At 62.1% G+C, this 26,518-nt stretch carries 26 protein-coding genes; 14 read left to right on the forward strand and 12 right to left on the reverse strand.

Features of this window, described 5'->3' with window-relative positions:
• Positions 1 to 17: 17 nt before the first annotated feature.
• Positions 18 to 1,547 (forward strand): carboxylesterase/lipase family protein, encoded by a 1,530-nt coding sequence (locus tag RA302_RS21680; protein ID WP_070161998.1) that lies wholly within the window; start codon positions 18 to 20, stop codon positions 1,545 to 1,547.
• Complete coding sequence (locus tag RA302_RS21685) at positions 1,544 to 3,016, forward strand: carboxylesterase/lipase family protein (RefSeq protein ID WP_070161996.1); 1,473 nt, start codon at positions 1,544 to 1,546, stop codon at positions 3,014 to 3,016. The genes RA302_RS21680 and RA302_RS21685 overlap by 4 nt, the downstream gene beginning before the upstream one ends.
• Positions 3,017 to 3,023: 7 nt before the next feature.
• On the opposite strand, the gene RA302_RS21690 is transcribed toward RA302_RS21685, so the two are convergent.
• Positions 3,024 to 3,449 carry a hypothetical protein gene (locus RA302_RS21690; RefSeq protein ID WP_003946354.1) on the reverse strand — a complete coding sequence of 142 codons (426 nt, stop codon included), beginning with the start codon at positions 3,447 to 3,449 and terminating at the stop codon, positions 3,024 to 3,026.
• Positions 3,446 to 4,036: an XRE family transcriptional regulator gene (locus tag RA302_RS21695; RefSeq protein ID WP_003946400.1), complete on the reverse strand. Its 591-nt coding sequence runs from the start codon at positions 4,034 to 4,036 to the stop codon at positions 3,446 to 3,448. Before RA302_RS21695 ends, RA302_RS21690 begins: the two co-directional genes overlap by 4 nt.
• Positions 4,037 to 4,202: 166 nt before the next feature.
• Between RA302_RS21695 and RA302_RS21700 the strand changes: the two genes are divergently transcribed.
• From RA302_RS21700 to RA302_RS21725, 6 genes are all read left to right on the forward strand, one after another.
• Positions 4,203 to 4,988: an aldolase gene (locus tag RA302_RS21700; RefSeq protein ID WP_030534888.1), complete on the forward strand. Its 786-nt coding sequence runs from the start codon at positions 4,203 to 4,205 to the stop codon at positions 4,986 to 4,988.
• 33 nt (positions 4,989 to 5,021) lie between these two features.
• On the forward strand, positions 5,022 to 5,924 hold the full coding sequence (locus tag RA302_RS21705; protein WP_007727643.1) for a dihydrodipicolinate synthase family protein: 903 nt from the start codon (positions 5,022 to 5,024) through the stop codon (positions 5,922 to 5,924).
• A 59-nt stretch (positions 5,925 to 5,983) separates the two neighbouring features.
• Complete coding sequence (locus tag RA302_RS21710; RefSeq protein ID WP_054188823.1) at positions 5,984 to 6,844, forward strand: SDR family oxidoreductase; 861 nt, start codon at positions 5,984 to 5,986, stop codon at positions 6,842 to 6,844.
• Complete coding sequence (locus tag RA302_RS21715; protein ID WP_070161994.1) at positions 6,844 to 8,637, forward strand: DEAD/DEAH box helicase family protein; 1,794 nt, start codon at positions 6,844 to 6,846, stop codon at positions 8,635 to 8,637. The genes RA302_RS21710 and RA302_RS21715 overlap by 1 nt, the downstream gene beginning before the upstream one ends.
• Before the next feature lie 199 nt (positions 8,638 to 8,836).
• Complete coding sequence (locus RA302_RS21720; protein WP_030534891.1) at positions 8,837 to 9,313, forward strand: nitroreductase/quinone reductase family protein; 477 nt, start codon at positions 8,837 to 8,839, stop codon at positions 9,311 to 9,313.
• 57 nt (positions 9,314 to 9,370) lie between these two features.
• The gene (locus RA302_RS21725; protein WP_030534892.1) at positions 9,371 to 10,150 is read left to right on the forward strand and encodes a DUF427 domain-containing protein; all 780 of its coding nucleotides are present in this window, start codon (positions 9,371 to 9,373) and stop codon (positions 10,148 to 10,150) included.
• A 30-nt stretch (positions 10,151 to 10,180) separates the two neighbouring features.
• Here RA302_RS21725 and RA302_RS21730 read toward each other — a convergent pair whose 3' ends face one another.
• Positions 10,181 to 11,413: an MFS transporter gene (locus RA302_RS21730; protein WP_030534893.1), complete on the reverse strand. Its 1,233-nt coding sequence runs from the start codon at positions 11,411 to 11,413 to the stop codon at positions 10,181 to 10,183.
• A 72-nt stretch (positions 11,414 to 11,485) separates the two neighbouring features.
• Between RA302_RS21730 and RA302_RS21735 the strand changes: the two genes are divergently transcribed.
• The gene (locus RA302_RS21735; protein ID WP_007727651.1) at positions 11,486 to 12,361 is read left to right on the forward strand and encodes a LysR family transcriptional regulator; all 876 of its coding nucleotides are present in this window, start codon (positions 11,486 to 11,488) and stop codon (positions 12,359 to 12,361) included.
• Here the strand turns inward: RA302_RS21735 and RA302_RS21740 are convergent.
• The 4 genes from RA302_RS21740 to cobF form a co-directional block, all read right to left on the reverse strand.
• The gene (locus tag RA302_RS21740) at positions 12,354 to 13,220 is read right to left on the reverse strand and encodes a DNA-formamidopyrimidine glycosylase family protein (protein WP_007727653.1); all 867 of its coding nucleotides are present in this window, start codon (positions 13,218 to 13,220) and stop codon (positions 12,354 to 12,356) included. The two genes, RA302_RS21735 and RA302_RS21740, sit on opposite strands and share 8 nt — an antisense overlap.
• Positions 13,221 to 13,260: 40 nt before the next feature.
• Positions 13,261 to 14,436 carry a GGDEF domain-containing protein gene (locus RA302_RS21745; protein WP_030534894.1) on the reverse strand — a complete coding sequence of 392 codons (1,176 nt, stop codon included), beginning with the start codon at positions 14,434 to 14,436 and terminating at the stop codon, positions 13,261 to 13,263.
• 43 nt (positions 14,437 to 14,479) lie between these two features.
• Positions 14,480 to 15,646 (reverse strand): GGDEF domain-containing protein, encoded by a 1,167-nt coding sequence (locus RA302_RS21750; protein ID WP_223304416.1) that lies wholly within the window; start codon positions 15,644 to 15,646, stop codon positions 14,480 to 14,482.
• A gap of 76 nt (positions 15,647 to 15,722) precedes the next feature.
• Positions 15,723 to 16,463, reverse strand: a complete 741-nt coding sequence (gene cobF / locus RA302_RS21755) for a precorrin-6A synthase (deacetylating) (protein ID WP_003946376.1) — start codon at positions 16,461 to 16,463, stop codon at positions 15,723 to 15,725.
• 86 nt (positions 16,464 to 16,549) lie between these two features.
• On the opposite strand from cobF, the gene RA302_RS21760 reads away from it, so the two are divergent.
• From RA302_RS21760 to RA302_RS21780, 5 genes are all read left to right on the forward strand, one after another.
• A complete protein-coding gene (locus RA302_RS21760; protein WP_003946427.1) occupies positions 16,550 to 17,350 on the forward strand; it encodes a thymidylate synthase in 801 nt (266 codons plus the stop codon).
• Positions 17,351 to 17,352: 2 nt separating this feature from the next.
• Complete coding sequence (locus RA302_RS21765; protein ID WP_030534896.1) at positions 17,353 to 17,844, forward strand: dihydrofolate reductase; 492 nt, start codon at positions 17,353 to 17,355, stop codon at positions 17,842 to 17,844.
• Positions 17,845 to 17,928: 84 nt separating this feature from the next.
• The gene (locus tag RA302_RS21770; protein ID WP_003946336.1) at positions 17,929 to 18,261 is read left to right on the forward strand and encodes a cupin domain-containing protein; all 333 of its coding nucleotides are present in this window, start codon (positions 17,929 to 17,931) and stop codon (positions 18,259 to 18,261) included.
• Positions 18,262 to 18,280: 19 nt separating this feature from the next.
• Complete coding sequence (locus RA302_RS21775; RefSeq protein ID WP_030534897.1) at positions 18,281 to 18,976, forward strand: hypothetical protein; 696 nt, start codon at positions 18,281 to 18,283, stop codon at positions 18,974 to 18,976.
• A 27-nt stretch (positions 18,977 to 19,003) separates the two neighbouring features.
• The gene (locus RA302_RS21780; RefSeq protein ID WP_243617292.1) at positions 19,004 to 20,695 is read left to right on the forward strand and encodes a GAF domain-containing protein; all 1,692 of its coding nucleotides are present in this window, start codon (positions 19,004 to 19,006) and stop codon (positions 20,693 to 20,695) included.
• A 3-nt stretch (positions 20,696 to 20,698) separates the two neighbouring features.
• On the opposite strand, the gene RA302_RS21785 is transcribed toward RA302_RS21780, so the two are convergent.
• The 5 genes from RA302_RS21785 to RA302_RS21805 form a co-directional block, all read right to left on the reverse strand.
• Complete coding sequence (locus tag RA302_RS21785) at positions 20,699 to 21,337, reverse strand: response regulator transcription factor (RefSeq protein WP_003946380.1); 639 nt, start codon at positions 21,335 to 21,337, stop codon at positions 20,699 to 20,701.
• A gap of 76 nt (positions 21,338 to 21,413) precedes the next feature.
• Positions 21,414 to 22,307, reverse strand: coding sequence for a universal stress protein (locus tag RA302_RS21790; protein WP_030534898.1), 894 nt, complete (start codon positions 22,305 to 22,307; stop codon positions 21,414 to 21,416).
• Between the two features lie 358 nt (positions 22,308 to 22,665).
• Entirely contained in the window at positions 22,666 to 23,706 is a 1,041-nt protein-coding gene (locus tag RA302_RS21795; protein WP_030534899.1) for an LLM class F420-dependent oxidoreductase, read from the reverse strand.
• 176 nt (positions 23,707 to 23,882) lie between these two features.
• On the reverse strand, positions 23,883 to 24,776 hold the full coding sequence (locus tag RA302_RS21800) for a universal stress protein (RefSeq protein WP_030534900.1): 894 nt from the start codon (positions 24,774 to 24,776) through the stop codon (positions 23,883 to 23,885).
• Between the two features lie 141 nt (positions 24,777 to 24,917).
• Positions 24,918 to 26,423: a glutamate-cysteine ligase family protein gene (locus tag RA302_RS21805; protein ID WP_030534901.1), complete on the reverse strand. Its 1,506-nt coding sequence runs from the start codon at positions 26,421 to 26,423 to the stop codon at positions 24,918 to 24,920.
• Between the last annotated feature and the right edge of the window lie 95 nt (positions 26,424 to 26,518).

The raw sequence follows: 26,518 nt of genomic DNA on the forward strand, positions 1-26,518 counted from the left end.
GTACGTATAGTCGCGACATGGCGTCCGACATACTTGTGACCACGGCCGACGGCACCCTGCGCGGCCGCCGGGTGGGAAAACTTCGTGCCTGGCGCGGAATTCCCTACGCCCGGCCGCCGGTCGGAACACTGCGTCTGACGCGACCCCAGCCGGTCACGCCGTGGACCGGAGAACGCGACGCGACCAGGTTCGGCGACGCGTCTGTCCAACACAAGAAGGGGCTGTTGCTCGCGCCCGGGAAGTACCAGCCGAGCAGCGAGGACTGCCTGACGCTCAACGTGCTCGCCCCCGCGAACACCGGCAATACTCCGCGTCCCGTCATGGTTTTCATCCACGGTGGGGCAAACACCATCGGGACCTCGGCCACCGGCTTGTACTCGGGCGTGTCCCTCGTCGAACGCGGCGACGTCGTCTACGTCTCGATCAACTACCGACTCGGCGCTCTGGGCTACCTCGATTTCACCCCGTTCTCCACATCCGAGCGCGTATTCGACTCCAACCTCGGACTGCGCGATCAGGTCGCGGCCCTGCAGTGGGTGCAACGCAACATCGCCGCCTTCGGTGGGGATCCTGAAAAAGTCACGATTTTCGGTGAATCCGCCGGAGCCACCGCCGTCACCACCCTGATGGCGACTCCGGCCGCCAAGGGACTCTTTGCCGGCGCTATCGCCGAGAGTTCGGCTCCGGATCTGGTCTCGAGCACGCAGCGATCGCATGCCTGGGGCGCGCGTTTCGTCGAGATCCTCAATTCCGGCCTACCACCCGCGAAGGCCCTGACCTCGGCGACAGCCGTCGAATTGGGCAGAGCCGGAAGCAGACTGGGCGCCGAGGTACTCGCGAACACACCTGGACTACATCCCTTCGGACCGGTCGTCGACGGCGACTTCCTGCCGCGCTCCCCCTTGGACGCATTCAAAGAAGGATCGGCACACCAGGTGCCGATGATCATCGGCACCAACAGACGGGAGGGGACGCTGTTCCCGAAGGTGCTCGACGCACTTCCGACCAACCCGTCGCGCATCGACACCATGTTTGCCCTCACCGATCCCGAGGCCGGGAAGCGCATCCTCGCAACCTATCCCGGCTACCCGGACGAGCAGTCCGCGATCGACGTCGGCGGAGACGTCACGTTCTGGCACCCGTCCGTGGAGTTGATGCAAGCGCACGCACAATCAGCGCCGACATACGCCTACCGATTCGACTTCGCGCCGACGATGATGCGCTGGCTCGGCCTCGACGCCACACACGGATTCGAGATGTTTGCAGTCTTCGGCATCGGTGACACCCTTGTCGGGCGCGGCCTCACCCTTCCCGGCGGTCGACGCGGACTGCGCGCAGTCACCGAATCTGTTCAGGGACACTGGCTTCACTTCGCCGAGCACGGCTCGCCGCGCGGATCGTGGCCGGGCTACGAGGGGCAGGAGCGTCGGACCATGATCTTCGACGAGATCGTCCGCGTCGAGAACGATCCCAGACGTGAACAACGCTTGGCCTGGGCGGGATACAGCGGTTACCGTAGCCACGGCACCGACATCTCCCTACCGTGACGAGCCCCCTCGAGATCACTCTCGATTCCGGGGTCGTACGCGGGCGCCTCGATCGAGGACTGCGCACCTGGCGAGCAATCCCCTACGCAACGGCCCCGACCGGTCCTTGGAGATTTCGCGCACCGCAGCCGGTCGAGGCTTGGCATGGTGTCCGCCCGGCGGAAGCATTCGGCTCTCCGTCTCCGCAGCGCAAGAGCAACTTCGACGAGAACTCACTCTTCGTCAATGTCGTGGCTCCGCAGGTACCGTCGGATTCGTTGCAACCGGTCATGGTTTTCATTCACGGCGGCGCGTACAACGGCGGGAATCCGTCGACGCCCATGTACCGCGGAACTAGCCTGGTCGAACGTGGCGACATCGTCTACGTCTCGATCCAATATCGTCTCGGCGCGTTGGGCTACCTCGATTTCAGTGAATATTCCACTGCGGAAAGATCATTCGAGACGAACCTCGGATTGCGCGATCAGATCGCCGCGATGACGTGGGTCCAACGCAACATCGCCGCTTTCGGCGGCGACCCGAACGCCGTCACCGTCTTCGGTGAATCGTCCGGCGCCAACGCGGTCACCACTCTGATGGCAACGCCGGCGGCACGAGGGCTGTTCGCCCGGGCCATCGCTCAAAGTCCGCCGGCTGCTTCGGCATACGGAAAAGAGCGAGCGCACCGTTGGGCACGCGAGTTCCTCGAGATCGCACAGGCTCCGGATGCCGATCCGGCATCGTGGCTGCGCTCCGCTTCGGTGAAGGACCTGGTCGATGCCGGCGAAGAACTTGCGCGCCGCGGCGCGGACGAAGAACCCGGAACGCGGGCATTTGCCCCCGTGGTGGGTGACGACGTCCTTCCCGAACACCCGCTCGACGTGTTCGCCGCCGGACGCGCCCACCCCGTTCCGCTGCTCGTCGGTTCGAATCTCCACGAGGGAAGAATCTTCCCGCGCGTTCTCGACATCTTGCCTACCGACCCGGTTCGGATCGAGAAGATGTTCTCCCACACCACCCCTGAAGTGAAAGCACGTGCGCTCGCGGCGTATCCCACGTATCCGCACCGGTTTGCTGCCGCAGATCTCGGCGGCGACATCACGTTCTGGGAGCCCGCGATACTCTGCGCACAGGGTCATTGCCAGGTAGCTCCTACCTACAGTTACCGCTACGATTTTGCGCCTCGCCTGCTCAGACTCGTCGGCATGGGCGCTACCCACGCCACCGAATTGCTTGCGGTCTTCGGGCGTTCGGATGCACTCACCGCGGCCTTGACAGCGGTCGGTGGGCGCCGCGGACTGACTGCGGTGACCTCCACCATGCAGCGCCACTGGATCCATTTCGCCCGCCACGGAGTGCCGGACCGGGATTGGCCCGCCTACTCCGTACCGGAACGGCCAACAATGATCTTCGACGAGACGTCCCGAGTGGAGAACGACCCGATGGGTGAGCGTCGACGGGCTTGGATCGGCTACGAGCACAGGCGCTGAAGCCCGATCAGAAGAACTGGCCTTTCACGAAACCTGCGAGTAGGACGGCAAATCCGCCCACCTCGCCGAGAATCAGCAGAAACATCCCGAGGTGCAGGGGCGGACCGGCGGACTCGAACTGATTGTCGGTGTCCTTCATCGCACCGTGAGCGATGTAGCTGAATATCGCTGCGAGAAAGAAGAACACGACCACTGCGGCACTGGTCAGGTTGATCCACGTCGGCCACGCACTGAGTTCGACGAACACCGCGATCAGCAGCGTCGCAAACGAGTACATCAGGGCAGCGCGGTGTGCGATGTCGACATACGGATGGGCGAGGTGATTGTCCGAAGTGGCCATCTGTCGGTATTTCCAGATTCCCAGGCACAGGGAGAGAAGGAAGATCAGACCGGCCGCGAGAAGCGTCAGTGTCGTGTCGATCCCCAGCGTCATCTGCCCACCCCGCAGTGCGTTTCCAGCGAGTCACCGCTGGGTGATCCAGCCGAAGGCTTGTCGTAGACGACAACCAGCACCACCGCACGATCCGCCGACACCGACCGCATCCGGTGCGGCGTATTCGCGTCGAAGTACAAGCTGTCGCCGGCGTCGAGGTGCATCGTCTGCCCGGGTATTTCGAATTCTACGGATCCGGAATGCACGAACACGAACTCCTCTCCCGTGTGGTCCATGAACTTGGGACCCATCACCGAGGCCGGATGAACCACGAACGGCTGCATGGCCTTTCCGACCAGTGAGGGCGCGATCGGATCGTAGACGGAAGACTGCACGGAGTTGGCCGGATCGATCACGCGGTCCTTCGCGCGCACGATCGTCATGGCATTTCCCTCCATACTGTCCGAGAACAGTTGCCCCACATCGGCGTCGAGCACACGCGCAATCTTGAGTGCCACCGCGATCGACGGGGTACTGATACCCCGCTCGACCTTGGAGAGATAGCTCTTCGTCAGACCGGTCTGCTCGGCCAGGCCCTCGAGCGTCAGACCGGCGCGACGCCGATGTGTTCGCAAAAACGCTGCCATTCGGTTCCCCTCACGAGACTTTGTGTCATCACCCTACCAATACATTGACCTGCGGCGATCAGCGATGCAGGAATCGAGGGTTGCGCATTTCCGTCCTATATGACACTTTGTGTCTTATAGGTGACTGAATGTCATTGATTTCCGGGTCCCGAGAAAGGCACACCCCATGACCGACACGATGCATGCGAGCAAGCAGGAACTCATGGCCACCGCCGAGACGAAGATGCTCACCGAAGTAACGACAGGTAGTTGGACTCTTCGACAGAAGATCGCACTGACCTGCCGGGCACTGTCGGACGCCGGCCACGACTCCGGCCTTGCCGGACAGATCTCCGCCCGCGGTGGGCAGCCAGGAACGTTTGTCACACAGCGACTCGGCCTCGGGTTCGACGAGATCACCGAGGACAACCTCCTGCTCGTCAACGAGGATCTCGAAGTCCTCGACGGGGAGGGCATGCCGAACCCCGCCAACAGGTTCCACAGTTGGATCTACCGCGCACGACCCGACGTCAACTGCATCGTCCACACACACCCACTACATGCGACGGCGCTGTCGATGCTCGAGATTCCCCTCGTCGTCTCCCAAATGGACATCGCGCCGCTCTACGACGACTGCGCATTTCTCGCCGACTGGCCCGGGGTTCCCGTGGGAAACGAGGAGGGCGAGATCATTTCGGCTGCACTCGGCGACAAGCGGGCAATTCTGCTCGCCCACCACGGCCAACTCGTCGTCGGCAACACGGTCGAAGAGGCATGCTCTCTCGGGCATCTGATCGAGCGAGCGGCCAGACTGCAGTTGCTGGCGATGGCTGCCGGAGACATCAAGCCGCTACCGCCTCGCCTGGCGAAGGAGGCACACGATTGGACACTGACTCCTCGGCGCAGCGAGGCGAACTTCGCTTACTACGCCCGTCGCGCTCTCCGCAATCATCCCGACACACTGACCAACTGACTTTTGTTTCCCACCAACAGAACTGAGAGCCTCATGAGCAGCACCATCAAGGGAATCGTCGCCTATCCCATCACCCCGTTCGACCGGGACACCGGAGCATTCGACCCCAAGCCGCTACACACGCTCCTCGACAGCATGATCAGCAGTGGTGTCGACGCGATAGCCCCACTCGGCAGTACCGGCGAGAGCGCCTATCTCGACGATGCAGAGTGGGAGACGGTCGCTCGGGAGACTGTCGACTACGTCGACCGCCGAGTCCCCACCGTCGTCGGAGTGTCGGATCTGACGACGGCGGGAGCACTCCGCCGAGCATCGATCGCGGCAGACGCCGGAGCCGACGCAATGATGATCCTCCCCACGTCGTACTGGCATCTGGGTGAGCAGGAGATTCGTGAACACGTCACCGCGGTGGCCGATTCCGTCGACATTCCCACGATGATCTACAACAATCCGGCCACCACCGGGATCGACATGTCGCCGGAATTTCTCGTCGATCTCGTCTCCACCGTCGACGGCGTCACGATGATCAAGGAATCCACCGGCGACATCACCCGGATGAACCGCATCAACGAACTGAGCGGTGGCACGATCCCCTTCTTCAACGGCAGCAATCCTCTTGCACTGCAATCTTTCTCTGCCGGTGCAAGCGGATGGTGCACGGCAGCCCCGTGTCTGGCCCCCGAACAGGTGGTGCACTTCTGGCGTCTACTCGAATCCGGTGATCGGTCGGGTGCCGCCGCTGTGTTCGAACAGATCGAGCCGCTACTGAAGGTCCTCGTCAGTCGCGGACTGCCGTCGACGGTCAAAGCCGGGTTGGAATCTCTCGGCATCGACGCCGGCCTTCCCCGCCGGCCCCTGCTGTCCCTCGACGACAACACCAGGACAGCTTTGTCCGACGCTCTGTCGGTGGCTCGCGGTGTAATCGTCGCGTCGTGACCTGACGTGGGAGTGGGTTCCGGCAAGATGGGATGCACACCGACCGAAGGAGGGGCACCATGTCCGTAGATTCACGGTCTGCGAGGATCGCCGTCACCGGCGCGACCGGTCATATCGGCGGACTGGTGGCCCGGTCGTTGGCCGACGCCGGTGTCCCACAGCGGCTGATCGCACGGTCGGTCAACCGATTACCGCAGCTCCCCGGTGCCGATTCGGCCGAGACCACGTACGGGGATCAGAAGCGCGCTCTCGCGGCTCTGGCCGGAATCGACACCCTCTTCATGGTCTCGGCGGCCGAAAGCGCAGATCGTCTGGATCAGCACCGCACCTTCATCGACGCCGCAGCGGAGGCCGGGGTCAGGCACATCGTGTACACGTCTTTCCTCGGCGCTGCTCCGGACGCGACGTTCACGCTCGCTCGCGATCACTGGGTCACCGAAGAACATATCCGCGCTTCCGGGCTCGCATTCACCTTCCTGCGCGACAGCTTCTACCTCGATTTCCTACCCGCTCTCGCCGGTGAAGACGGTGTGATCCGCGGACCCGCAGGGGACGGTCTCGTCGGCGCGGTAGCGCGCTCCGACATTGCTGCCGTCGCTGTGTCGGTTCTGCAGGATCTGGATTCTCATGTCGGACAGACGTACAACCTGACCGGACGGGAGGCACTGACGCTCTCCGAGGCCGCGAGCATCATCACCGAAGTCACCGGCAAGCGAACCACGTACGTCGAGGAAACGCTCGAGGAAGCTTACGAATCGCGGGCGTCGTACAACGCACCCGCTTGGGAACTCGACGCATGGGTGTCGACGTACACCGCAATCGCGCAGGGTGAATTGGCGCTGATCACGGGCACCGTGGAGGACCTTGTCGGCCGGCCTGCGCTCACGCTGCGTGAATTCCTCACAGCAGAAACCGCCTGATGCCACCACGCAAAGCAACCACGGCACGCAAGGCTGCCGCAAAGAAGGCTGCACCGAAGAAGGCTGCACCCAAGAGGAACACGACCAGAAAGACCGCCCCGAAGAAGACTGTCGCAAAGAAGAGCTCACGCGCGACGATGCCGGATGTGCCGACTGCCGGCCCTGGTGAGAGAGTCTGGCTCCTCGACGTTCCCTTTCGGACGCCGGCGCCTGGTGCGCAGTTCGTCAAGAAATGGAAGAGCTACGCGTGGGTCGGTACGGAGTTGCCCGTAGAACTCGCTCCATTCAAGGCACTCCCCTTCTCTTATCAGCAGTGGGTAGAGGACGACATCAATGACAGCACCGGTGAACGTCCCGTTGCTGCACCCAAAATTCCTCGGCCCGAGCAGGTTTCGGGGGCTGCAGCCGTCGTCGATGCCGCTCGCGCCGGCAAACGCGGATTTCTGTTGGCAGACAATGCAGGCCTGGGTAAGACGCTGATCGCAGTGATGTCTGCCAAGACGATTGCCGAGGAGCGCGGCGAAACCAACATCCTCGTCCTCGTCGATCGACCCGCACAGATCACCATTCCGCATTGGCGCTATTCCATCGCCTCGGTGGGCGACGGTGGATTCCGCTGGTTGATCATGTCGCCTGACCAATTGAAGAAGCTGATCGCGCGAAACGGCCGCCCCAAGTACACGTTCGGTGTGGTGATTGCCGACGAGGCCCAGCTGTACAGCAACGACACACAGCGCACGGCGGCATTCGAGAAGGTCGCGCGCTTTTCGAATGCTCACGAGCAAGCGCCGTTCGTCCTGTCCGTGACGGCAACACCGGGACACACGCCGGCCGACCAGCGTTACCTGGCACCGCTTTTCGCGCAGCTGCATTCAGAACCTTCGGAGTACTGGTCCGACCTGGGCGCCAGGCTGGTCGAGTCCGGCCTTCCGCTGGACAAGTCCTACGGGAAGTGGACGTGGAGCGCAGAGGCGAAGGAATCACCTACGCTGCAATCTCGAGCGCTCGAGACCGTGCGTGGGTGGATGTCGAACAGCAAACCGCCCTTGATGATTCATCGACCGACTCCGTGGGGACCTGTTCCGCTCGACGGTATGCCGATCGACCTCACCCATGCCCAGCGCGCCGAGTACGAGACGGAGTGGGCCGAGTACGCCTACGAAATGGGATTGGCCCGCAAGAGTCGCAACATCGCGCGCGGCCGTGCGCTGGTTCTGCGCTACCGACAGAAAGCGGGCATGATCCGCGCCGAGTCGACGGCCCAGTGGGCGCAGGCGCAGGTCCAGGCAGGCAAGCAGGTGTTGGTGGCCGTCGAATTCGTCTCCACGGCAGGTGATCCACTGGTCGAGATGATCGAAGACGCCGGGATCTCGGTGGCAAAACTGTTCGGTGCGGTGCCGGACAAGGAGGGTCAACGTCTGCGGTTTCAACGCGGGGACGCACCGGTCATCGTCTTCAATGTCACGACCTCGATCTCGCTCCATGCCAACGAAGCACTCCCGGACGGCACTCACGCGTCCCCGTTGCCACGGACGGGAATCTTTCATCAACCGCGATACTCAGGGATCGCGGCAGAACAGACGTTCGGTCGGTCGCATCGCGACTACCAGACGTGCCCGTGGGTCATACCCTTCGGCGTGGGCACCAAGGAAGAGGACGTCGCCACGGTCATGTTGCGCAATCTCAATTCGGTCACAGGTCTGAAAGGTGGTGATCGATCCGGTCTGCGGTCGCTGTCCGAACTGCTCGGCGTCGAGTGGCTAGAGCCTGATGTCTTGACCTCGGAGGGTTGATCTTCCAACGACCGTCCAACGCGCACAAACGAACGGTTTCGGCGGTATGCCCCAATTCTACTCCACCAAAACCGAATTCGGCTGACCGCTTCATTCCTTTCGGGACCTTGGGACTCAGGTATCTGTGACCAGACGTGGCAGACTCTTTCGAGTCGAGGTGCACCAGCCTCGAAACAGTGCCGAGAATGCGAGGGGTCCGATGCGCAATATCTACCGGTCATTGATGCGCAATGTCGGCCATACACAATGGTTCTCGGATCTCGGCAAGGATCTGGTTCCGCTCGATCGAGCAGTGCAGAGAGTGTCGGGAGGCAAGCTCTCGCTGGTCGGAGAGAACACCGTGACTCAGCTACTGCTCACCACGACGGGCCGTAAGACCGGCCGTTCTCGCACCACGCCACTCCTGTACGCACCTGACAGCGATGCGTTTGTCGTCGTCGGTTCGAACTGGGGGCAGGATACGCATCCAGCATGGACACTCAATTTGATGGCAAACCCCACCGCAATCGTGACAGTGAAGGGCGTCGAAATACCGGTCGGTGCGAGTCTGGCGGAGGGCGCCACGCGTAAGAAGCTGTGGGAGCTCGCGACCACCACGTGGCCGCCGTACGAAACCTACGCCGATCGAGCATTCGGGCGCCAGATCCGCGTATTTCGACTCCAACCTGTCAAATAACTGCTGCCGGGCGCAGGATGGGAAGGACCACCCTGCCGATCTCAGGAGCATTCGCGAATGTCCACAGCACTGACTCACGCAGAAGACACACAGATCACAGCTTCCAACGGGCGGATCGCACTGGAGCCGAACCCCCGCCGAATTCGAGCCTTCTTCGCTGGTCACGCCGTCGCAGACACCACTCGTTCGGTATACCTTTTCGAACGCGGCCGCCTGCCGATGTACTACATCCCCCTCGCGGACGTTCGTACCGAATTCCTCGTCCCGACGTCGACGACCACCCATTGCCCATGGAAAGGTGACGCCACCTACTGGACGATCGAGATCGGGGATCGCCGGGCCGAGGACGCCGTCTGGACCTACCCTGAACAGTTCGACGGTTCCCTGGATCTGAGTGAGTACGTCGCTTTCTATTGGGATCGCATGGACGCCTGGTACGAGGAGGATCAACAGGTCTTTGTCCACGCCCGCGATCCATACGTACGTATCGACGCACTCCCCTCGTCCCGCCACGTCCAGGTCTTTGTCGGCGACGTACTGGTCGCCGAGACGAGACGACCCAGACTGCTCTTCGAAACCGGACTGCCCACGCGGTACTACATTCCGAGAATCGACGTTCGCAGCGAGTACTTTGCGCCGGGTACGACCACCACGGCCTGCCCCTACAAGGGCACTGCGTCGTATCTGTCGTTCACCGGCACAACCGAACTCGCTCCGATCGAGGATCTGGCGTGGTTCTATCCGTTCACTACCGCCGAAGCGTCCGGGATCGACGACCACGTGTCGTTCTATCCCGAACGCGTCGGCAAGATCCTGGTGGACGGTGCCGAAATCTGAAAGGTGCTGGAGCCGAGAAGGTGTGGGTGCCTACCCCACTGCAACAGGGGATTGCGGGATTCGCAGTTCAGCCGTCTCCAGTCGGCGATCATGCACCCACACCATCGCCGTTGCAACGGAGAAGACCAACCCGGCGATGCATACTCCGTTCCAGCCGTACGACTTCCACACCACTGACCCCACCGCCGAGCCCACGGCAGCACCGACGAAGTAGGTGGTCATGTACACGGAATTCACACGCGAACGTGCTTCGGGGACAAGGGCGTAGATCACGTTCTGGTTGCTGACGTGCACTCCCTGCAGCGCGAGGTCGGCAAGGACGATGGCAACGAGAAACCACACCACGTGGGTGGCACCGGCGACAAAGGGAAGCCACGACACCAAGAGAATCGCGATGGCGCCGCCGGTCGCCAGCTGACCCAATCCCCGATCGGCCAGCCTGCCCGCCACCGTCGCCATCAAAGCTCCCGCCACACCGAGTAGTCCGACCAAGCCGATTTGAGTGTCGCTGTAGCCGAATTCGCCGGACAGAAGAAAGGCCATCGTCGTGAAGACGGTGCTGACAGCAGCAAAAGCCAGTCCGCCCATGGCCGATCGGGTTCTCAGGCGCGGCAAGGTCGCAGCCAACTTCCCTACCGAAGCGAGCGTTGCGCGGTAGCTTGCCTTCGGGCGATCTGCGGAATCGGAAGGCAGAGATCGCCACAATGCCACGGCCATCACCACCATCAGCACCGCCGCAACCTTGTATACCGTCGACCAACCTCCCAGTCCGGAGAGGACGCCGGCAACGCTGCGCGCCAGCAGGATTCCGATCAGCAGTCCACTCATGATCGTGCCGACCACCTGACCGGACCTCTCAGGTTCGGCCAGTGAGGCGGCAAATGGAATCAACACCTGGGCGGCGACCGAAAAGACTCCAGCGACAGCGATTCCCACTGCAAGCGTGGCAAAGTTGGGCGCAAATCCGCTGACCGCTTGACCGGTCGCCGCCAGCAGCATGAGCCCTACCGTCAGCTTGCGTCGGTCCACCATGTCGCCCACCGGAACCAGAAGTATCAATCCGAGTGCATACGCGACCTGCGCGATGGTCACCGTCGCGGCCGCTGCGGAGGCCGACACATTCAGGTGATCTGCGATGGAATCGAGGAGTGGCTGGTTGAAATAGTTACCGCCCGCGCACAGGCCCGTCGCTGCAGCCATCAGCAGCACTATCGGTAGTCCGAGCCTCGGACGCGCGTCGCTTGAAATCATGTCGTCAAGCATGACCGCCTACACCGACGCGCGTCCAATAAATAGATATGCATGATCTATCTCCAGAAACGATAGATTGGTGCGATGGAACTACGTCACATCCGCTACGCCCTGGCAGTCGCGGAAGACAGACACTTCAGCCGAGCAGCGTCGCGGTTGCACGTTTCCCAGTCCGCCTTGAGTGCCCAGATCAGAGACCTCGAAAAGGAACTGGGAGTCGAATTGTTCAACCGGAACAGCCGAAACGTCGGCCTGACTGCTGCAGGCGAGGTTTTTGTCGCCCGCTCCCGCGAGGTACTCGGCGCCGTGTCGAGACTCGTCAGTGATGTCTCCGCACGGAGCAACGAGCAAGTGCGGTTGACGGTCGGCACCATCACCTCGGCGGGGCGCGTCGACGTCGGACGCGCGCTGGCAGATCTGACACGGCGCCACCCTGCAATCAACATCACCGCGCGACCGTACGGCAGTGAAGTAGTTATCGAAGGAGTCCGGTCCGGTGCAATCGACGTCGGCATTGTCGGATTGGCCGCAGGTCGCCTACCCAAGAGCTTTGCCGCCGCGCCGCTGTGGAGTGAACCCACCGCAGCGTTCGTTGCTCCTGACCATCCCTTTGCCCAGGCTTCGTCGATCAGGCTCGAAGACCTACGCGATCACACTCTCGTGGACTTCGCCTCCGGCAGCGAGGCCCGTGTCCAAACCGACCAAGCCTTCGCCGAATCACAGGTCCCTCGGGGAAAAACACTTGAAGCCAACTCGGTAGACCTGATCTGTTCACTGACCGCCAACGGCCTGGGCGTAGGTTTGCTCCCCCAGTCCATGAGCGCCCTGCACCCCGAATTGGTCTGTATTCCGATCACCGATGCGCCGCATCGGATCGTCCACGCAATCACCGAACCCACCCATTCGTCGGCACTCGCCCGCGAGTTCGTCGAACTACTCGCAGCACAGTTCGCTACTTGAGCAGTTTCGACATTCGCCTGTCCGCCAACGGCTTACCGCCGGTCTGGCACGTCGCGCAGTATTGAAAAGAACGCTCCGCGAACGACACTTCGCGTACGACGTCACCGCACACCGGGCACGGGAGTCCGGTACGAGCATGCACTCGCATCCCCGAGCGTTTCTCACCTTTGAGCCGGGCCGCGTCCTGACCTTCCGAACGCTCGATCGCGTCGGCCAGCGTGGATCGCATCACGGCATACAGCGTCGAAATCTGATCCGGCGTCAGCCGCGACGAGGTCGCGAAAGGCGAGAGTTTCGCGGTGTGGAGGATCTCGTCCGAGTACGCGTTCCCGATACCGGCGATCAACGACTGCTCGACTATCGAGTTCTTGATCCGCGCCGACGTTCCGCCCAGAATCTGTGCGAACTCGGCTTCGGTCACGGCCATCGCGTCCGGCCCCAACCGGGCGATGCCCGGAACCTCCTGCGGATCGTTCACGACCCAGACGGCGAGGCGTTTCTTGGTGCCGGCTTCGGTGAGATCGAATGCCGGCGTCAACCCTTCGGGTGTGAAGAAATGAACGCGCAGCGCCAACGGCCCCTTCCCCGGCTTCGGCGGCGTCGCCGATGGATTGTCCAGCCAGCGCATCCAGCCGGCACGGGAGAGATGCGTGACCAACCACAACCCGTCGCAATCCAGAGCCAGATGCTTCCCGAAGCGGGCGGCGCCCGTGACGTCACGCCCCTGCAGAGCAGTGATCGGCGGATCGAAGGTCTTGAGCACACTCAATGCAGCGATGTCGACGCGTCCCACCACTGCGCCGACCGCGTGCTGACGAAGGAACCCTGCCAGCGCTTCCACCTCGGGTAGTTCAGGCATGGCAACAGACTAACGCCGACCACGGACACTCACAGCGCGCTCAGTCCGTTTCCGTCTGCAGCACCACCGAATGCCCACCGCGTGCCTTCGCGGAGTACATCGCCCGATCCGCTCGCCGCAGCAGAGTCGGGTAGGCGACCAGCGCATCATCCGCTGATTCGAAAGGCCCTGCGATCTTCGCGATTCCGACGCTCATCGCCACCTCGGGATGATCGGGCGAGGTGATCGTCGAACGGAGTAGCTCATGTTCGAGTCGATGGAACGAGCGTTGATCGACCGAATCGACGATGACGAACTCGTCGCCGCCTATCCGTGCGATCAAGGCCGCCGGGCCGGCGCATTCGACCAGTCTCGATCCGACTTTTTCGATCACAGCGTCACCGACGGTATGTCCGTACTCGTCGTTGATGGCCTTGAATCGATTGATGTCGACGGCGGCGACTACCAAGAGCGCCGAGTGCGTGTACGACCGCTCCAGCAACAGTCGCACTTCGTCGGCCAGTCCCCTCCTGTTGAGCAGTCCCGTCAGTGGGTCCAATTGCGAGTTCAACGCGTCGGTGCCGAGGATGGAGAAAATGAACTGACAGGCAAAGGGAATCACGTAGATTGCCGCGCCGACCAGTACTACCAACGCGACCAGAACCGGAGCATCCACATCGTTTTCGACCACCGCCGTACGTGTCACGATGCCGATGACCACGACGAGTACCCACAACATGTGAAGGCTCTGTATTCGAGCATTGTGGAAGAACGCGATGTATCCGCCGATCACCGAGAACATCACGGCGTGTGCCAGTGCTGCAAGTGGATTGGAGTACAGCAGCATTGCGGCCGCTATTCCCACTTCCGAGTAGAGCACAAAGGCGTAAGACCAGGAACGGGAGAGATTTCGCCTCGTCGAGAGGGCGACGGCCATCATCACGGTTATGACCATGATGACTGCGTTCGCGGAGCGCGCGTGCGCAGTGGTCGGTCCCTGTGGACTGAAGCGAGTGAGGAACATGATCACGGTGACCAGTACCAACGAGCAGACGACGAGAAACCGCGAGGCGACGGTCAACCCTTTGTCCGCGAGATAGCGATTGAAGGTGTCGAATTGGTCCGGACGCCGATACCAATCGACAAGTTGAGAAGAGATCAGCCGGAACGCGGGACCCGAGAGCGGTCGTCGAGACGCCACGGCGTCCGAACGCTCAACACTCTCGGCAGATTCCATAGTGTCAGGGTAATCCAGTCAACTCCCCGCAATCAGACAATTTTCACTGTTTGCCGTCCCACATCACAACCTGATCGCCGCCGGCGGCCTTCGCGCGGTACATCGAGGCATCGGCTACTCGAAACAGTTCCGTCAACTCCTCGTCGGAAATAATCGACGACCATTCGGCAGAGGTGATCGCGACTCCGACGCTGGTGGTCACTACCGGATCACGATCGTCGATTCGCAAGTGCCTTCGCAGATTGTCTTCGAACGCAGGCGCTGCGCCGACGTCTATCGTGTCTACCAACACGAACTCGTCCCCACCGAATCTGGCGAAGAGCGCCTTCTCGCCGCCGCACCACCGCAGTCGATCAGCAATCTGGCGAAGTACGAGATCACCTTCTTCGTGCCCCTGTGAGTCGTTGACGCTCTTGAACGAATCGACATCGACAATCGCGACGACATACGACGACTTGCTCGACGCATGCCCCGTCGCCCCCATTTCGACAACAGCTCGCTGCAGCCCGCGCCGATTCAGAAGCCCTGTCAACGGATCCACATCCGAACTGTCCGCGTCGGAGCCGAGAAGTGAGAGGACGAACTGGCAGGCGAACGGGATGACCACGATCCCGGTGGCGATGATCAGACACAGTGCGGTGGCCAACGCAGGATCCGCGTAGACCGCAACCTTTCGGCCGACCACTGCCAGAACCACGATGGACAGCGCGATGTGAACCGCCTGGAGTCTCGCGTTGTGAAAGTACGCGATGTAACCACCGATCAGTACGAAGAGCACACACTGGATCAACCCGATGAAAGGGTCGTTGTTCAAGAACACACCGACGAATACGCCGACCTCGCAGTAGGCGACAAAGAAGTACGACCACCGACGCGTGATTTCGGGCAGAAGGCAGAAGAGCACGATCACCGCAATCGTGACGGCGATGATAACGGCGTTGACGACGCTGGTGACGTGGTTGTGCACGCCCGCGTCGCTGAAGCGCAGCAGAGTCATCGCAATGATGACCGTCGTCAGCGAGCCGATGACCAGCAATCGGACAGCTAGCTCCAGGCCCTTCGTGGCGAGGTATCGATTGAAACTGTCGAATTGATCAGGACGCCGATACCACTGAACCAGAAGGTCGAAAGCCGACTTCACAGCTGATTTTTCACGGCCACGCGGCGCGGGCAGAATCGACTGCAGTCGGTCCTGCCCGAACGATGTCATGCGCAGATCATAGGTGCGCAGACCGTCGTTCGGGATCAAGAGTGCAGGATCGAGGCGGCAAATTCGGGGTCGGTTGTCAGCGCCGAACGAGGTACGTATCCATGATCCAACCGTGCTTCTCACGCAACTCCGCCCGGCGAGCGACGATCCGATCTTCGACGTCACGCAGTTTGCCGGAAATCAACTCCTCGTCCGGGGTCCCGAGGTACGCGCCCCACCAGATCTCGGCGTCGTTTTCGCTTACCTGAGTGAAGGTGCAATGCGCGTCGAGCATCACGACGGCATTGTCCACGCCGTCGGGCAATCCCTCGGCCAGTTTGCGGCCGGTCGTGATGTGGATGGGTTCGCCGATTCGGTTCAGGACGATCCGGTGTTGTGCAGCCAGCGACTGCACGCTGGTGATTCCCGGGATGACGGAGTAGTCGAACGAAACTCTCCCGCGAGCGAGCACGCGCTCGACGATCCGCAGAGTGCTGTCGTAGAGGGAAGGGTCACCCCAGACGAGAATCGCGCCGACGCCAGGTTCGGCCGCGAATTCCGCTTCGAATTTCGCGGCCCGACGCTCGTGCCAGTCCTCGACGACGCCCTCGTAGTCGGTCGGGGTTCGGTCCCGCGGCGGGTCCGTGATCTCGACCACCTTGTAGTCGAGGTGAACGTGCTCGTCGAGGATGCCGGTGCGCAAGTCGACCAGGGCCTGCTTCTCGTCACCCTTTCCGATGATGAAGAAGGTATCGGCCCTGTTCATAGCCTTGATCGCCTGAACCGTCACCTGGTCGGGATCACCAGCACCGATACCGATCACCAAGAGTTCGCGCATGTGCCGAGGCTATATTGCCGTGCGCCTTTATTAACCGCCGGAGGTTAATAAAGGCGCACGGCAAGGCAGGCCCTAGACTGATTCCCGTGACTGTCTCCACTGCTTACGAAGACCTCCTCCGGCTCGTCATGGAGACGGGTACCGCCAAATCCGATCGAACCGGAACCGGCACCCGCAGCATCTTCGGTCACCAGATGCGTTTCGATCTTGCCGACGGCTTTCCGCTCGTCACCACCAAGAAGGTCCACCTCAAGTCGATAGTCAACGAACTCCTGTGGTTCCTGCGCGGCGACTCCAACGTGGCGTGGCTGCACGAGCACGGCGTCTCCATCTGGGACGAGTGGGCCGACGAGAACGGTGAACTCGGCCCCGTCTACGGCGTCCAGTGGCGTAGCTGGCCCACCCCTTCGGGCGAGCACATCGACCAGATCACGCAGACCGTCGAGACTCTGCGCTCCAACCCCGATTCGCGGCGGATCATCGTTTCGGCGTGGAACGTCGCCGACATTCCGCAGATGGCCCTGGCGCCGTGCCACGCTTTCTTCCAGTTCTACGTCGCCGACGGCAAGCTCTCCTGCCAGCTGTACCAGCGCAGCGCCGACATGTTCCTCGGCGTTCCGTTCAACATCGCCAGCTACGCGCTGCTCACCCACATGATGGCCCAGCAGGCCGGACTCGACGTCGGCGAGTTCGTCTGGACCGGCGGCGACTGCCACATCTACGATAATCACGTCGACCAGGTGACCGAGCAGCTCGGCCGCGAACCGCTGCCGTTGCCGACCCTGAAGCTGAACAAGCGCGACTCCATCTTCGACTACACCTTCGAGGACGTGGAGATCGTCGACTACCAGCACCACCCCGCGATCAAAGCCCCGGTAGCGGTCTGACGATGACCGATCGCACAGTCACCCTCATCTGGGCGCAGGCCCTCGGCGGCGTCATCGGCGCCGACAACTCGATCCCGTGGCGCGTGCCCGAGGACATGGCTTACTTCAAGCGCATCACCATGGGCCATCCGGTAATCATGGGGCGGCGCACCTGGGACTCCATTCCATCGAAGTTCCGTCCGTTCAGCGGGCGTCGGAACATCGTCGTCACACGCGATCCGCAATGGCACGCCGAAGGCGCCGAGGTAGTCCACAGGCTGGACGACGCCCTGGCGTTGCCGGACGGTGACGTCTTCGTCGTCGGCGGCGGGCAAATTTATTCGGCTGCACTGCCATTCGCAACGCATCTACTGGTGACCGAGATCGACCTCGACATCGCCGGTGATGCTTTTGCTCCCGAGATCGGCCCCGAATGGAACCTGAAATCCGACGAGCCCTGGCAGACCTCGGAGAAGAGCGGCCTGCGCTTCCGCTGGTTGGAGTACACGCGCTGACCGACTTCCGCCGATAACGAGGCACCTCGCGAGTGAGTCGGTCATACTCCAAGAAGGACATTCACCGCTTCCGAGAGGTCTTCGATGGACAAGAAGTCACTGACCGCTCTCGCTCGCCAACAGTTGAAACTGGCGGGCTCGGCGACCAGCGGTCGCAGTTCACAAACCGTCTACGGTGGCCACCAGCGCAGCCTGCGACAAACGGTGATCGCGCTGAGCGCCGGCAAGAGCCTCGCCGAACACGACAGTCCGGGCGAAGCCACATTGTTGGTCCTGAGCGGGAAGCTGAATCTTGTGTGTGGGAGCGACCAGTGGAAAGGATCCACGGGTGATTTCCTGACCGTCCCGGCCGACCGGCACAGCGTCGAAGCGCTCGAAGACGTTGCATTTCTACTGACCGTCGCCATGAAGGGCTGAAATCGGTAGCGTCTTCCGCGTGAGCGAAACCGTGATCGAAGTGTCCGTCGTCGCAGCCCCGTCCGTACTCTGGCCCGCGCTGCGCGACCCGTCGCTGATTCGACGTTGGTTCGGCTGGGAGTACGACGGACTCGACGACGAAATCAACCAGATCTACTCCACCGCTGAGGCCGACCCCGAAGCGTTGACGCTGAAACTCGGAAACGGTGACCGTTTCTCACTTCGCGAACAGGACGGCAAGACGGTCGTCCGCATCGATCGGCCGGCCAAATCTGCCGACGACGACTGGTACGACGACATCACCGAGGGCTGGACGACATTCCTCCAGCTGCTCAGATTCGCAGTGGAGCACCACGGACTGGCCGAGCGTAAAACCATTTATCTCGACGGCCTTCTGCTCCCCGGTGAGAACGTGGCAAGCGTCCTCGGGCTCACCGAAATCGAATTGGAAGCGGGAAGTCGGTACGCGGTGACAATCGCTCCCGGCGACTATTTCGAAGGCGTCGTCGACTACGTCACCGACCACCAATTCGGGTTGACAGTCGAGGATCTCGGCCCTGGCCTGCTGTCTGTCGCCACCCAGTCGGTGACGGCGCAGCGGCCCGACGGAGGCATGTCCATCCTGCTGACCACCTACGACCTGAGCGATGACGAGTTCGACGAGATCAAGCATCACTGGTCGTCGTGGTGGGAAGGTCGCCGCCAGGAGAGCTGACGTTCGGTGAGGCGATATGCTTCGACCATGGTCGAAGCTTCGGGTCACAGTCCGGCACGTACGTTCGGCGAGTTGCTCGACCGCCTGGGCGATTCCAATGCCGACATACCGACACTCCACCGCCTGCTCGAGGCGGTCCTGGTGGTCGGCTCCGGCCTGGACCTCGACCTGACGCTTCAACGGATCATCACCTCTGCGACAACGGTTCTGGATTGCCGCTACGGCGCCCTGGGGGTCGCGGCGCCGGGGGGCGGGCTCTCGGAATTCGCGTACGAGGGAATCTCCGGGTCCCAACGCGCGACCATGGGACATTTCCCCGAAGGTCATGGCGTGCTGGGTGTTCTGATGAATCACCCGCAGACTTTGCGTGTGGCCCATCTCGGCGACCATCCCGAATCGGTGGGATTCCCCGCAAATCATCCACCGATGGAGAGCTTCCTCGGAGCGCCGATCATGATGCGGGGAAAGGTGTTCGGAAGCATCTACCTGACCGAGAAACGGGGACAGGCCGAGTTCACCCAGGAAGACGAGGTCATTCTCGAAGCCCTCGCCATCGCAGCCGGTATCGCTGTGGAAAACGCCCGACTGTTCGAGCAGTCACGAACTCGTGAAAGATGGCTCACCGCAACATCTGCCATTCGCTCGCGGTTGCTGGCCGGTGACTCGCTCGAGGACGGTCTGCAACTTCTTGCCAGTCGCGTTCGGGACCTGACCGGCGTCGACGACGTGATCGTGGTGATCTGCGAGAACGGGTACGCACAGGTTCACGCTGCGGCCAGCGCCCGAACCACGTCACGTGGAGTCAGAATTCCAGCGACGACCTATCCGTTCGACGTGGTGCGGAGCACTCGAAAGCTACAGGTACTCACCACTTTAGGTGCACTCACCGAACTGGTGCCGTCGGCCGGAAGTGCGGTCGTGGCACCGATGTGCGTCGCCTCGGGTGTAGTCGGCGCGGTCATCGTGGCGTCGAACTCGACCAACACGCACTGGGATCACGACGAACTGACCCGAATCGAGTCGATGGCCGAACTCGGCTCCGTTGCAATCGAGTTCGACGAGAAACAAAAGGCGCAACGCCTGTTGTCCGTTCTCGCCGACCGCGACCGCATCGCACGAGACCTGCACGACAACGTCATCCAGCGACTGTTCGCGAGCGGAATGAGCCTGCAGAGCACGCTTCCGGACGAGACCCTCCCGGAGTCGGCGCGCGCGATTGTCAAACGATCTCTCGAACAGCTCGACAAGACAGTCCGCGAGATCCGGACAACCATCTTCGATCTGCAGACTCCCACAGCCACCGATTCGTCGAGCCTGCGCCGGCGCCTCCTCGATGTCATCGGCGACGCCACCGCACAGTCCGCGGTGACCCCGAGCGTCCAATTCTCCGGCGCCATCGACACTCTGGTGAATCCCGGGATCCACCAGCACGCCGAAGCCGTGCTGCGTGAGGGGTTGAGCAACGTCCTTCGGCATGCACACGCACGCCACATCACCATCGCTGTCACCGCGGACGTCGAATTTGCGATCACGATCGAGGACGACGGCGTCGGACTCCCCTCCGACTTCCACAAGAGTGGACTGCACAATCTGGAGCGCCGCGCCGAACATTGCGGCGGTACGTGCACGATCGTCAATCACGATCCGAGCGGTGCACGCCTGCTCTGGCGAGTACCGCTCGGTCGCACCAACTCGAATCGACCGAAATCCGGTCGTTAGATCCTAGCGACTGCCGCTACGGATTTCGGTCGCCAGCACCGCAGCCTGAGTACGACGCTGCATGCCCAGCTTCGAGAGCAGACGCGTCACGTAGTTCTTGACCGTCTTCTCCGCGAGGAACAATCGCGCGCCGATCTCCCGGTTGGTGAGCCCCTCTCCGATGAGATCGAAGACTGCTCGCTCCTGATCGGAAAGTTCGGCCAACGGATCAGCTGTACGGTCGCTGCGGATCCGCTGCATCAGCGCCTCGGTTGCACGACTGTCGAGCAGTGAACCGCCGCGCCCGACTGTGCGGACTGCAGCGACCAGATCGGTTCCGAGAATCTGCTTGAGGACGAATCCCGAGGCGCCCGCCATGATCGCGTCGAGCAACGCCTCGTCGTCGGCGTACGACGTGAGCATCAGGCAGCGGAGGTCGGGAAGCATCGAGCGGAGTTCTCGGCACAGTTCGACGCCGTTGCCGTCAGGCAGGCGTACGTCCAGAACAGCGACGTCGGCGTTGCTCTGCGGTACCGCAGCCAGCGCTTCCCCCACGGACGCCGCCTCGCCCACCACCACGAAGTCCTCGACCCCACCGAGTAGGTCGAACAATCCGCGTCTGACGATCTCGTGATCGTCGACCAGGAATATCCGCGTTGTCATCGAACCCCTCCAAAAGACATCTCACGTCGAACGGTACCGGAGACGGTGGACTCAGAACTCATGGAATGCATTCTCTTCACTTGTTGACGTGCCGGACGATGAGAACCGGGCAATCCGCGGTGTGCAGGAGCGCCCGACTGGTCGATCCGAGGAGCATTCCTGCGAATCCGCCGCGCCCGCGACTGCCGACGACTATCAACTGCGCCGTCTCCGCGTATTCGCTCAGGACTCGGACGGGACGGTCACGCGCGACGACTCTTTCGACGACGACGTCCGGGTAACGCTCGGTGAATCCGGCCAATTGCTCCGCGAGGACAACTTCCTCACCCGTCTGGATGCTGCTCCACAGTGGGTCGTCGGGGGTGGCGCCCAACGAGGGCTGCACACTCACGTCGCTCCACACGTTGACGGCAATCAAGGTGGCGCCCCGCGCGGAGGCCTGCTCGAAAGCGTGCTCGACTGCCTCGATGCTGCTTTCGGATCCATCGACACCGACGACGACGGGGCCCTCGGTCGGCGGCCGACCGTCGAGCGTCCGTCCTCGGACAACTGCAACCGGAGATTCGCCGTGCGAGACAACCGAGACCGTCGCAGAACCGACGACCAATCCGGTGAATTCGCCGTGCCCGCGAGGGCCGAGCGCAATCATGTACGCGCCCTTCGACAATTCGATCAGGCGATCGGAGACGCTGCCGTCGAGTAGTTCGGTGACGATCTCGAGGTCGTCGTCGATGCTTTGCCGCGCGAGAATCTGTGCGCTGTCCAGACGAGCGGTGGCAGTGCGCCGCAGTTCGTCCTTGAAGCTCTCGGCGAGGTAAGGCTCGGAGTAGTAGAAGGCTGGGATGTGCACCACCGTCGCGATGTGGAGCGGTCGACCGAGCGCCACCGCGGTCCTCGCCGCCCAGACGACAGCCGACGACGCCGATTCCGAACCGTCTACCGCTACGACGACGGGTTTGGTTGCACTCATGTTCGTCCCTCCACAATCGACCACAGAATCTCTTCGCCCTCACACTATTGCCCAATGACGGCAAAAAGGATTCATCAGCCGACGCGAGTCCCGAATCGGACATTGGGTGTTCGGGTGGACTGCGGCAACGGCCCCGCCAACATCCCTTTCGGGCGTCAACGAGGCCACCGGTGCCGGATTCGCACGCAAACCCTGGCTACTCGATCCACGTTAGGTGAAGAACCCGACCGGTCAGAAGTGAAAAAAGTCCTGTCAACAAGCGCCCAAAATCGGGTTTCGTACGCAGGAGATCCCGAACCACCCGCTCTGCTGTGCGCCTTTGTTAACCGCCGGCGGTTAATAAAGGCGCACAGCAGGGTCAGTCACAAATCTTGCGGAACTTCTCGATCAGCTGCACTCGGCCGTTGCGGTCGGCCGCCAACGGCGTGACGTTGAGCGTCGTGACACCGGCTTCGGCGAAGGCTGCGACGCGTTCCTTGACGTAGCTCTCGGGACCGATCAACGACACGGCGCGAACCAGTTCGTCCGGCACTGCTGCTGCGGCTTCTTCCTTCTTGCCCGCGAGGTAGAGATCCTGGATCTTCTCGGCGGCCTCTTCGTAGCCGTAGCGCACCGCGAGGTCGTTGTAGAAGTTCTTGCCCTTGGCGCCCATGCCACCGATGTAGAGCGCAAGGCTCGGGCGTACCCAGTCGAGCATGTGGTCGACGTCGTCACCGATGGCCAGTGCCGGCGACGCGTACACCTGAAGCTCACCGAGGCTCGGATCGCGCTTGGCCTTGCCCTTGGCGATCGGCTCACCCCACACGCTTGCTGCCTTCTCCGGATGGAAGAAGATAGGTTCCCAGCCTTCGGCGATCTCCGCCGTCAGCTCGACGTTCTTGGGTCCGAGCGAAGCGATCAGGATCGGGATGCGCTCACGCACAGGATGATTGATCAGCTTGAGCGGCTTTCCGAGTCCGGTGCCCTTCTCGGCGGGGAGGGGAACCTGGTAGTACTTGCCCTGGTACTCGACCTTCTCGCGGCGCCATACCTGACGGCAGATCTCGACGACCTCACGTGTGCGTCCCAGCGGAGCGTCGTACTTGACGCCGTGGAACCCCTCGATCACCTGCGGTCCGGAAGCGCCCAGTCCCATCACGAAGCGACCGTTGGAGACGAAGTCCAGGCCCGCCGCCGTCATGGCGGTCAACGAAGGGGTACGGGTGTAGATCTGAAAGATTCCCGAAGCGAGTTCGATGGTCGACGTCTTGGCCGCCAGGTAACCGAGCTGGCTGACGGCGTCGAAGGAATACGCCTCCGGGACGAAGGCGATGTCGAGGCCCGCCTTCTCCAGGTCACCGACCTCTTCGACGGTTTCGGCGAACCCGCCGCTGTAGTTCAAACCCATACCGATACGCACGTTGTAACCCCAATCCTGACGATTGCTGCCGTGTGCGACGCGCACACGAGCAGTGGTACTCCCATCGAACACTTACTCACATCGAACACTACGGAACCTGAGTCCGCATTCATGTGACTACCCCGTTCATATTCGATGACCGAAATGAACGGGGTAGTGGGAGAGCCTGTCGAGGGTCAGGATTCTTCGGGGCGAACCACCATGACGGGGCACTTGGCCGAAGCGATCAGGGTGTTGCTGGTCGAGCCGAGCAACATGCCGCGGAATCCACCGCGACCACGGCTTCCGACTACGACGAGCTGCGCTTTTGCCGACCAGTCCAGCAGCCGTCCGCGTGGGTCGTCGAGGTATACCTCGCGCCGGACCTTCACGTCCGGGTATTGCTCGGACCATCCGGCCAAGCTCTCGCTGAGTACCGCGTGCTCTTCCTCTTCGAGAGACTGCGGGGCAAGCGCAGCGGCCCTCGGGTCTTCGAATGCCGCACTGCCGAGGTCACTCCACACGTGCAACGCCACCAACTCGACTCCGCGGAACGACGCTTCCTCGAAAGCCGCACCGACGGCCTGGGCGCTCAATGCGCTGCCGTCGACGCCGACCACTACGGGTCCTTCCGAGGGCACCGCACCATCGCGGTCTCGGACGACGATGACCGGACACTTGCCGTGACTGGCCACACCGACCGCGGTATTTCCGAGGACTGCTGTCGCCGCCTTGCCTGACGCCGACGCTCCGACGACTACCCGCCTGGCTTGTGCCGAACTCTCGATCAGCCACTGAGTTGCGCTGCCGATGGCGATTTCGGTGTGAACTTCGAGTTTCGGATCGATCTCACGGGCGAACTGTTCCGCCTCCGCCAAGATCGCTTTTCCGGCCTCTTCGACCCATTCGTACACCCCACCCGCGTCGACGTACGGTCCGCCGAAACCGTAAGGCGCGAAGTCGAGAGCGTGGATGATGTCGAGTCGCAATTCGCGCTGGGCGGCGATTTTCGCGGCCTCGCGGAGCGCTGTGGACGCAGTGTCCGAACCCTCGACTCCGACAACAACACTGTTATGTTCGCGTGAACTCATGTGCCCACCTTCCTGAAGAAGTAACCGAGCCACTTTCACTCTAACCATCCCACTTGTCCGGCTTTTTTGGGGTCGCCCCCTCTTCATTTCGGGGACTTAGGTCCCCGAAACTGTTGACGGATAGGAGAATTAGCAGAGCAATCAGGACCAGGTGTGAACAGGATCTCCCGTCCGCATGTTCTCCACGTAACCGCGGAGCATTCCGGTGAGCGCAGTCGAGCGGTCCGCGCCCGAGGCCTCCGCGTGCGCCACTTGCTCGCGTTGCCAGGCGGCACCGGTCTGCCGATTTATGCACCGCCCTTCGATCACGCCGAGGTACCGATCGCGGGCCGCGGCGGACAATCCGAAGTCGGCCAAACCCTCGTCCGCCAACGGCAGCAGCCTTCGCAGGACCAACTCGTCGGCACCGACCCAACCGATCTCCGGCCAGTACAGGGTGGCGTCGAGTCCGTACTTGGCGCCGATGTGCAGGTTCTCTTCTGCCGCATGGAACGACAGGTGCGACCACAGTGGCCGCTCCGCGTTCACCAATGCGCGAACGGTTCCGTAGTAGAAGGCCGCATTGGCCATGATGTCGACGACGGTCGGCCCGGCCGGCAGCACCCGATTCTCGATACGCAAGTGCGGCTTGCCATCCGAGCAGTCGTAGACAGGCCGATTCCAGCGATAGACCGTGCCGTTGTGCATCTGAAGCTCGCTCAACTCCGGAACCCCGCCCGCCGCGAGCACTTCCAGTGGATCGGTGTCCGAGACATCAGGGAGCAGCGCCGGGAAGTACCGTGAATTCTCCTCGAACAGGTCGAGAACCGAATGGATCCACCGCTCACCGAACCACACTCGCGGTCGCACACCTTGGTTCTTGAGCTCGAAAGTTCGGGTGTCCGTTGCCTGTTCGAAGATCGGAATGCGTGATTCGTGCCAAAGCGCCTTCCCTGCCAGGAAAGGAGAATTGGCCGCAAGCGCCACCTGTACTCCGGCCAGACACTGCGCGGCATTCCAGTGCGCTGCGAATTCTTCCGGCGCGACGCGCAGGTGCAACTGCATGGACGTACAAGCCGCCTCCGGCACCACCGAATTGGTGTCGGCCCGAAGGATTTCCACGTCGCCACCGGGTAGCGCGACACCTTCGACGTCGAGTTCGATGTCCTCTCCTCGCGCGGCAAAAATTTGCTCGTTGAGCAATTCGTAGCGCTGGTTGGCGGTGATCCACTCACGATCGAGATGCTCGAGCTGCAGGGTCGGCAGCATCCCGATCATCACCATCTCGGCGTCGTGCGCGTGGATTCGCGCGTCTGCGACGTCGAGGGACGCCCGCAGTTTCTTCTCCAATTCGAAAGTCGCATCACCGGTGAGTGGGCCGGGCTCGACGTTCATCTCGACGTTGAACTGTCCGAGCTCGGTTTGGAAAACCGCAGAGTCGTCGATGGATTCGAGCACTTCACGGTTGGACATCGCGGGCGTCATGTCGCCGGTCACGAGGTTGAACTCGATCTCCATGCCCAACAGCGGAGCGGGCTTGTCGACGGCGTCTCGGAAGTCACCACCGTCGAGCATCTGCTTCATGGCGTCGACGCACGAGCGCACCTTCTTACGAAAGAGCCTACGGTCGGCTCTGGTGAATTCTCGCGCCGTGACCTCTGCACCCATTGCGCATTCCCCCTTCGACGATCAACGTCACTGAAGGCTATCCGTCCGGTGTCACCGACAAACGAGAACTGCGGTGGCACCGGGAAGAATTTCCC

Origin of the sequence: Rhodococcus sp. DN22 (assembly GCF_036669995.1) — a bacterium.
Taxonomy (GTDB): Bacteria; Actinomycetota; Actinomycetes; order Mycobacteriales; family Mycobacteriaceae; genus Rhodococcus_F; species Rhodococcus_F erythropolis.

Excerpts from the sequence above, each read along its gene's own strand:
- RA302_RS21790 (WP_030534898.1), bottom strand. The coding sequence starts at position 22,307 with ATGAGTGCAACCAAACCCGTCGTCGTAGCGGTAGACGGTTCGGAATCG.
- RA302_RS21785 (WP_003946380.1), bottom strand. The coding sequence starts at position 21,337 with ATGACAACGCGGATATTCCTGGTCGACGATCACGAGATCGTCAGACGC.
- RA302_RS21740 (WP_007727653.1), bottom strand. The coding sequence starts at position 13,220 with ATGCCTGAACTACCCGAGGTGGAAGCGCTGGCAGGGTTCCTTCGTCAG.
- RA302_RS21690 (WP_003946354.1), bottom strand. The coding sequence starts at position 3,449 with ATGACGCTGGGGATCGACACGACACTGACGCTTCTCGCGGCCGGTCTG.
- RA302_RS21805 (WP_030534901.1), bottom strand. The coding sequence starts at position 26,423 with ATGGGTGCAGAGGTCACGGCGCGAGAATTCACCAGAGCCGACCGTAGG.
- RA302_RS21720 (WP_030534891.1), top strand. The coding sequence starts at position 8,837 with ATGCGCAATATCTACCGGTCATTGATGCGCAATGTCGGCCATACACAA.
- RA302_RS21725 (WP_030534892.1), top strand. The coding sequence starts at position 9,371 with ATGTCCACAGCACTGACTCACGCAGAAGACACACAGATCACAGCTTCC.
- RA302_RS21750 (WP_223304416.1), bottom strand. The coding sequence starts at position 15,646 with ATGACATCGTTCGGGCAGGACCGACTGCAGTCGATTCTGCCCGCGCCG.
- RA302_RS21735 (WP_007727651.1), top strand. The coding sequence starts at position 11,486 with ATGGAACTACGTCACATCCGCTACGCCCTGGCAGTCGCGGAAGACAGA.
- RA302_RS21730 (WP_030534893.1), bottom strand. The coding sequence starts at position 11,413 with ATGCTTGACGACATGATTTCAAGCGACGCGCGTCCGAGGCTCGGACTA.
- RA302_RS21780 (WP_243617292.1), top strand. The coding sequence starts at position 19,004 with ATGGTCGAAGCTTCGGGTCACAGTCCGGCACGTACGTTCGGCGAGTTG.
- RA302_RS21745 (WP_030534894.1), bottom strand. The coding sequence starts at position 14,436 with ATGGAATCTGCCGAGAGTGTTGAGCGTTCGGACGCCGTGGCGTCTCGA.
- RA302_RS21695 (WP_003946400.1), bottom strand. The coding sequence starts at position 4,036 with ATGGCAGCGTTTTTGCGAACACATCGGCGTCGCGCCGGTCTGACGCTC.
- RA302_RS21700 (WP_030534888.1), top strand. The coding sequence starts at position 4,203 with ATGACCGACACGATGCATGCGAGCAAGCAGGAACTCATGGCCACCGCC.
- RA302_RS21710 (WP_054188823.1), top strand. The coding sequence starts at position 5,984 with ATGTCCGTAGATTCACGGTCTGCGAGGATCGCCGTCACCGGCGCGACC.
- cobF (WP_003946376.1), bottom strand. The coding sequence starts at position 16,463 with ATGCGCGAACTCTTGGTGATCGGTATCGGTGCTGGTGATCCCGACCAG.
- RA302_RS21680 (WP_070161998.1), top strand. The coding sequence starts at position 18 with ATGGCGTCCGACATACTTGTGACCACGGCCGACGGCACCCTGCGCGGC.
- RA302_RS21770 (WP_003946336.1), top strand. The coding sequence starts at position 17,929 with ATGGACAAGAAGTCACTGACCGCTCTCGCTCGCCAACAGTTGAAACTG.
- RA302_RS21705 (WP_007727643.1), top strand. The coding sequence starts at position 5,022 with ATGAGCAGCACCATCAAGGGAATCGTCGCCTATCCCATCACCCCGTTC.
- RA302_RS21800 (WP_030534900.1), bottom strand. The coding sequence starts at position 24,776 with ATGAGTTCACGCGAACATAACAGTGTTGTTGTCGGAGTCGAGGGTTCG.
- RA302_RS21765 (WP_030534896.1), top strand. The coding sequence starts at position 17,353 with ATGACCGATCGCACAGTCACCCTCATCTGGGCGCAGGCCCTCGGCGGC.
- RA302_RS21715 (WP_070161994.1), top strand. The coding sequence starts at position 6,844 with ATGCCACCACGCAAAGCAACCACGGCACGCAAGGCTGCCGCAAAGAAG.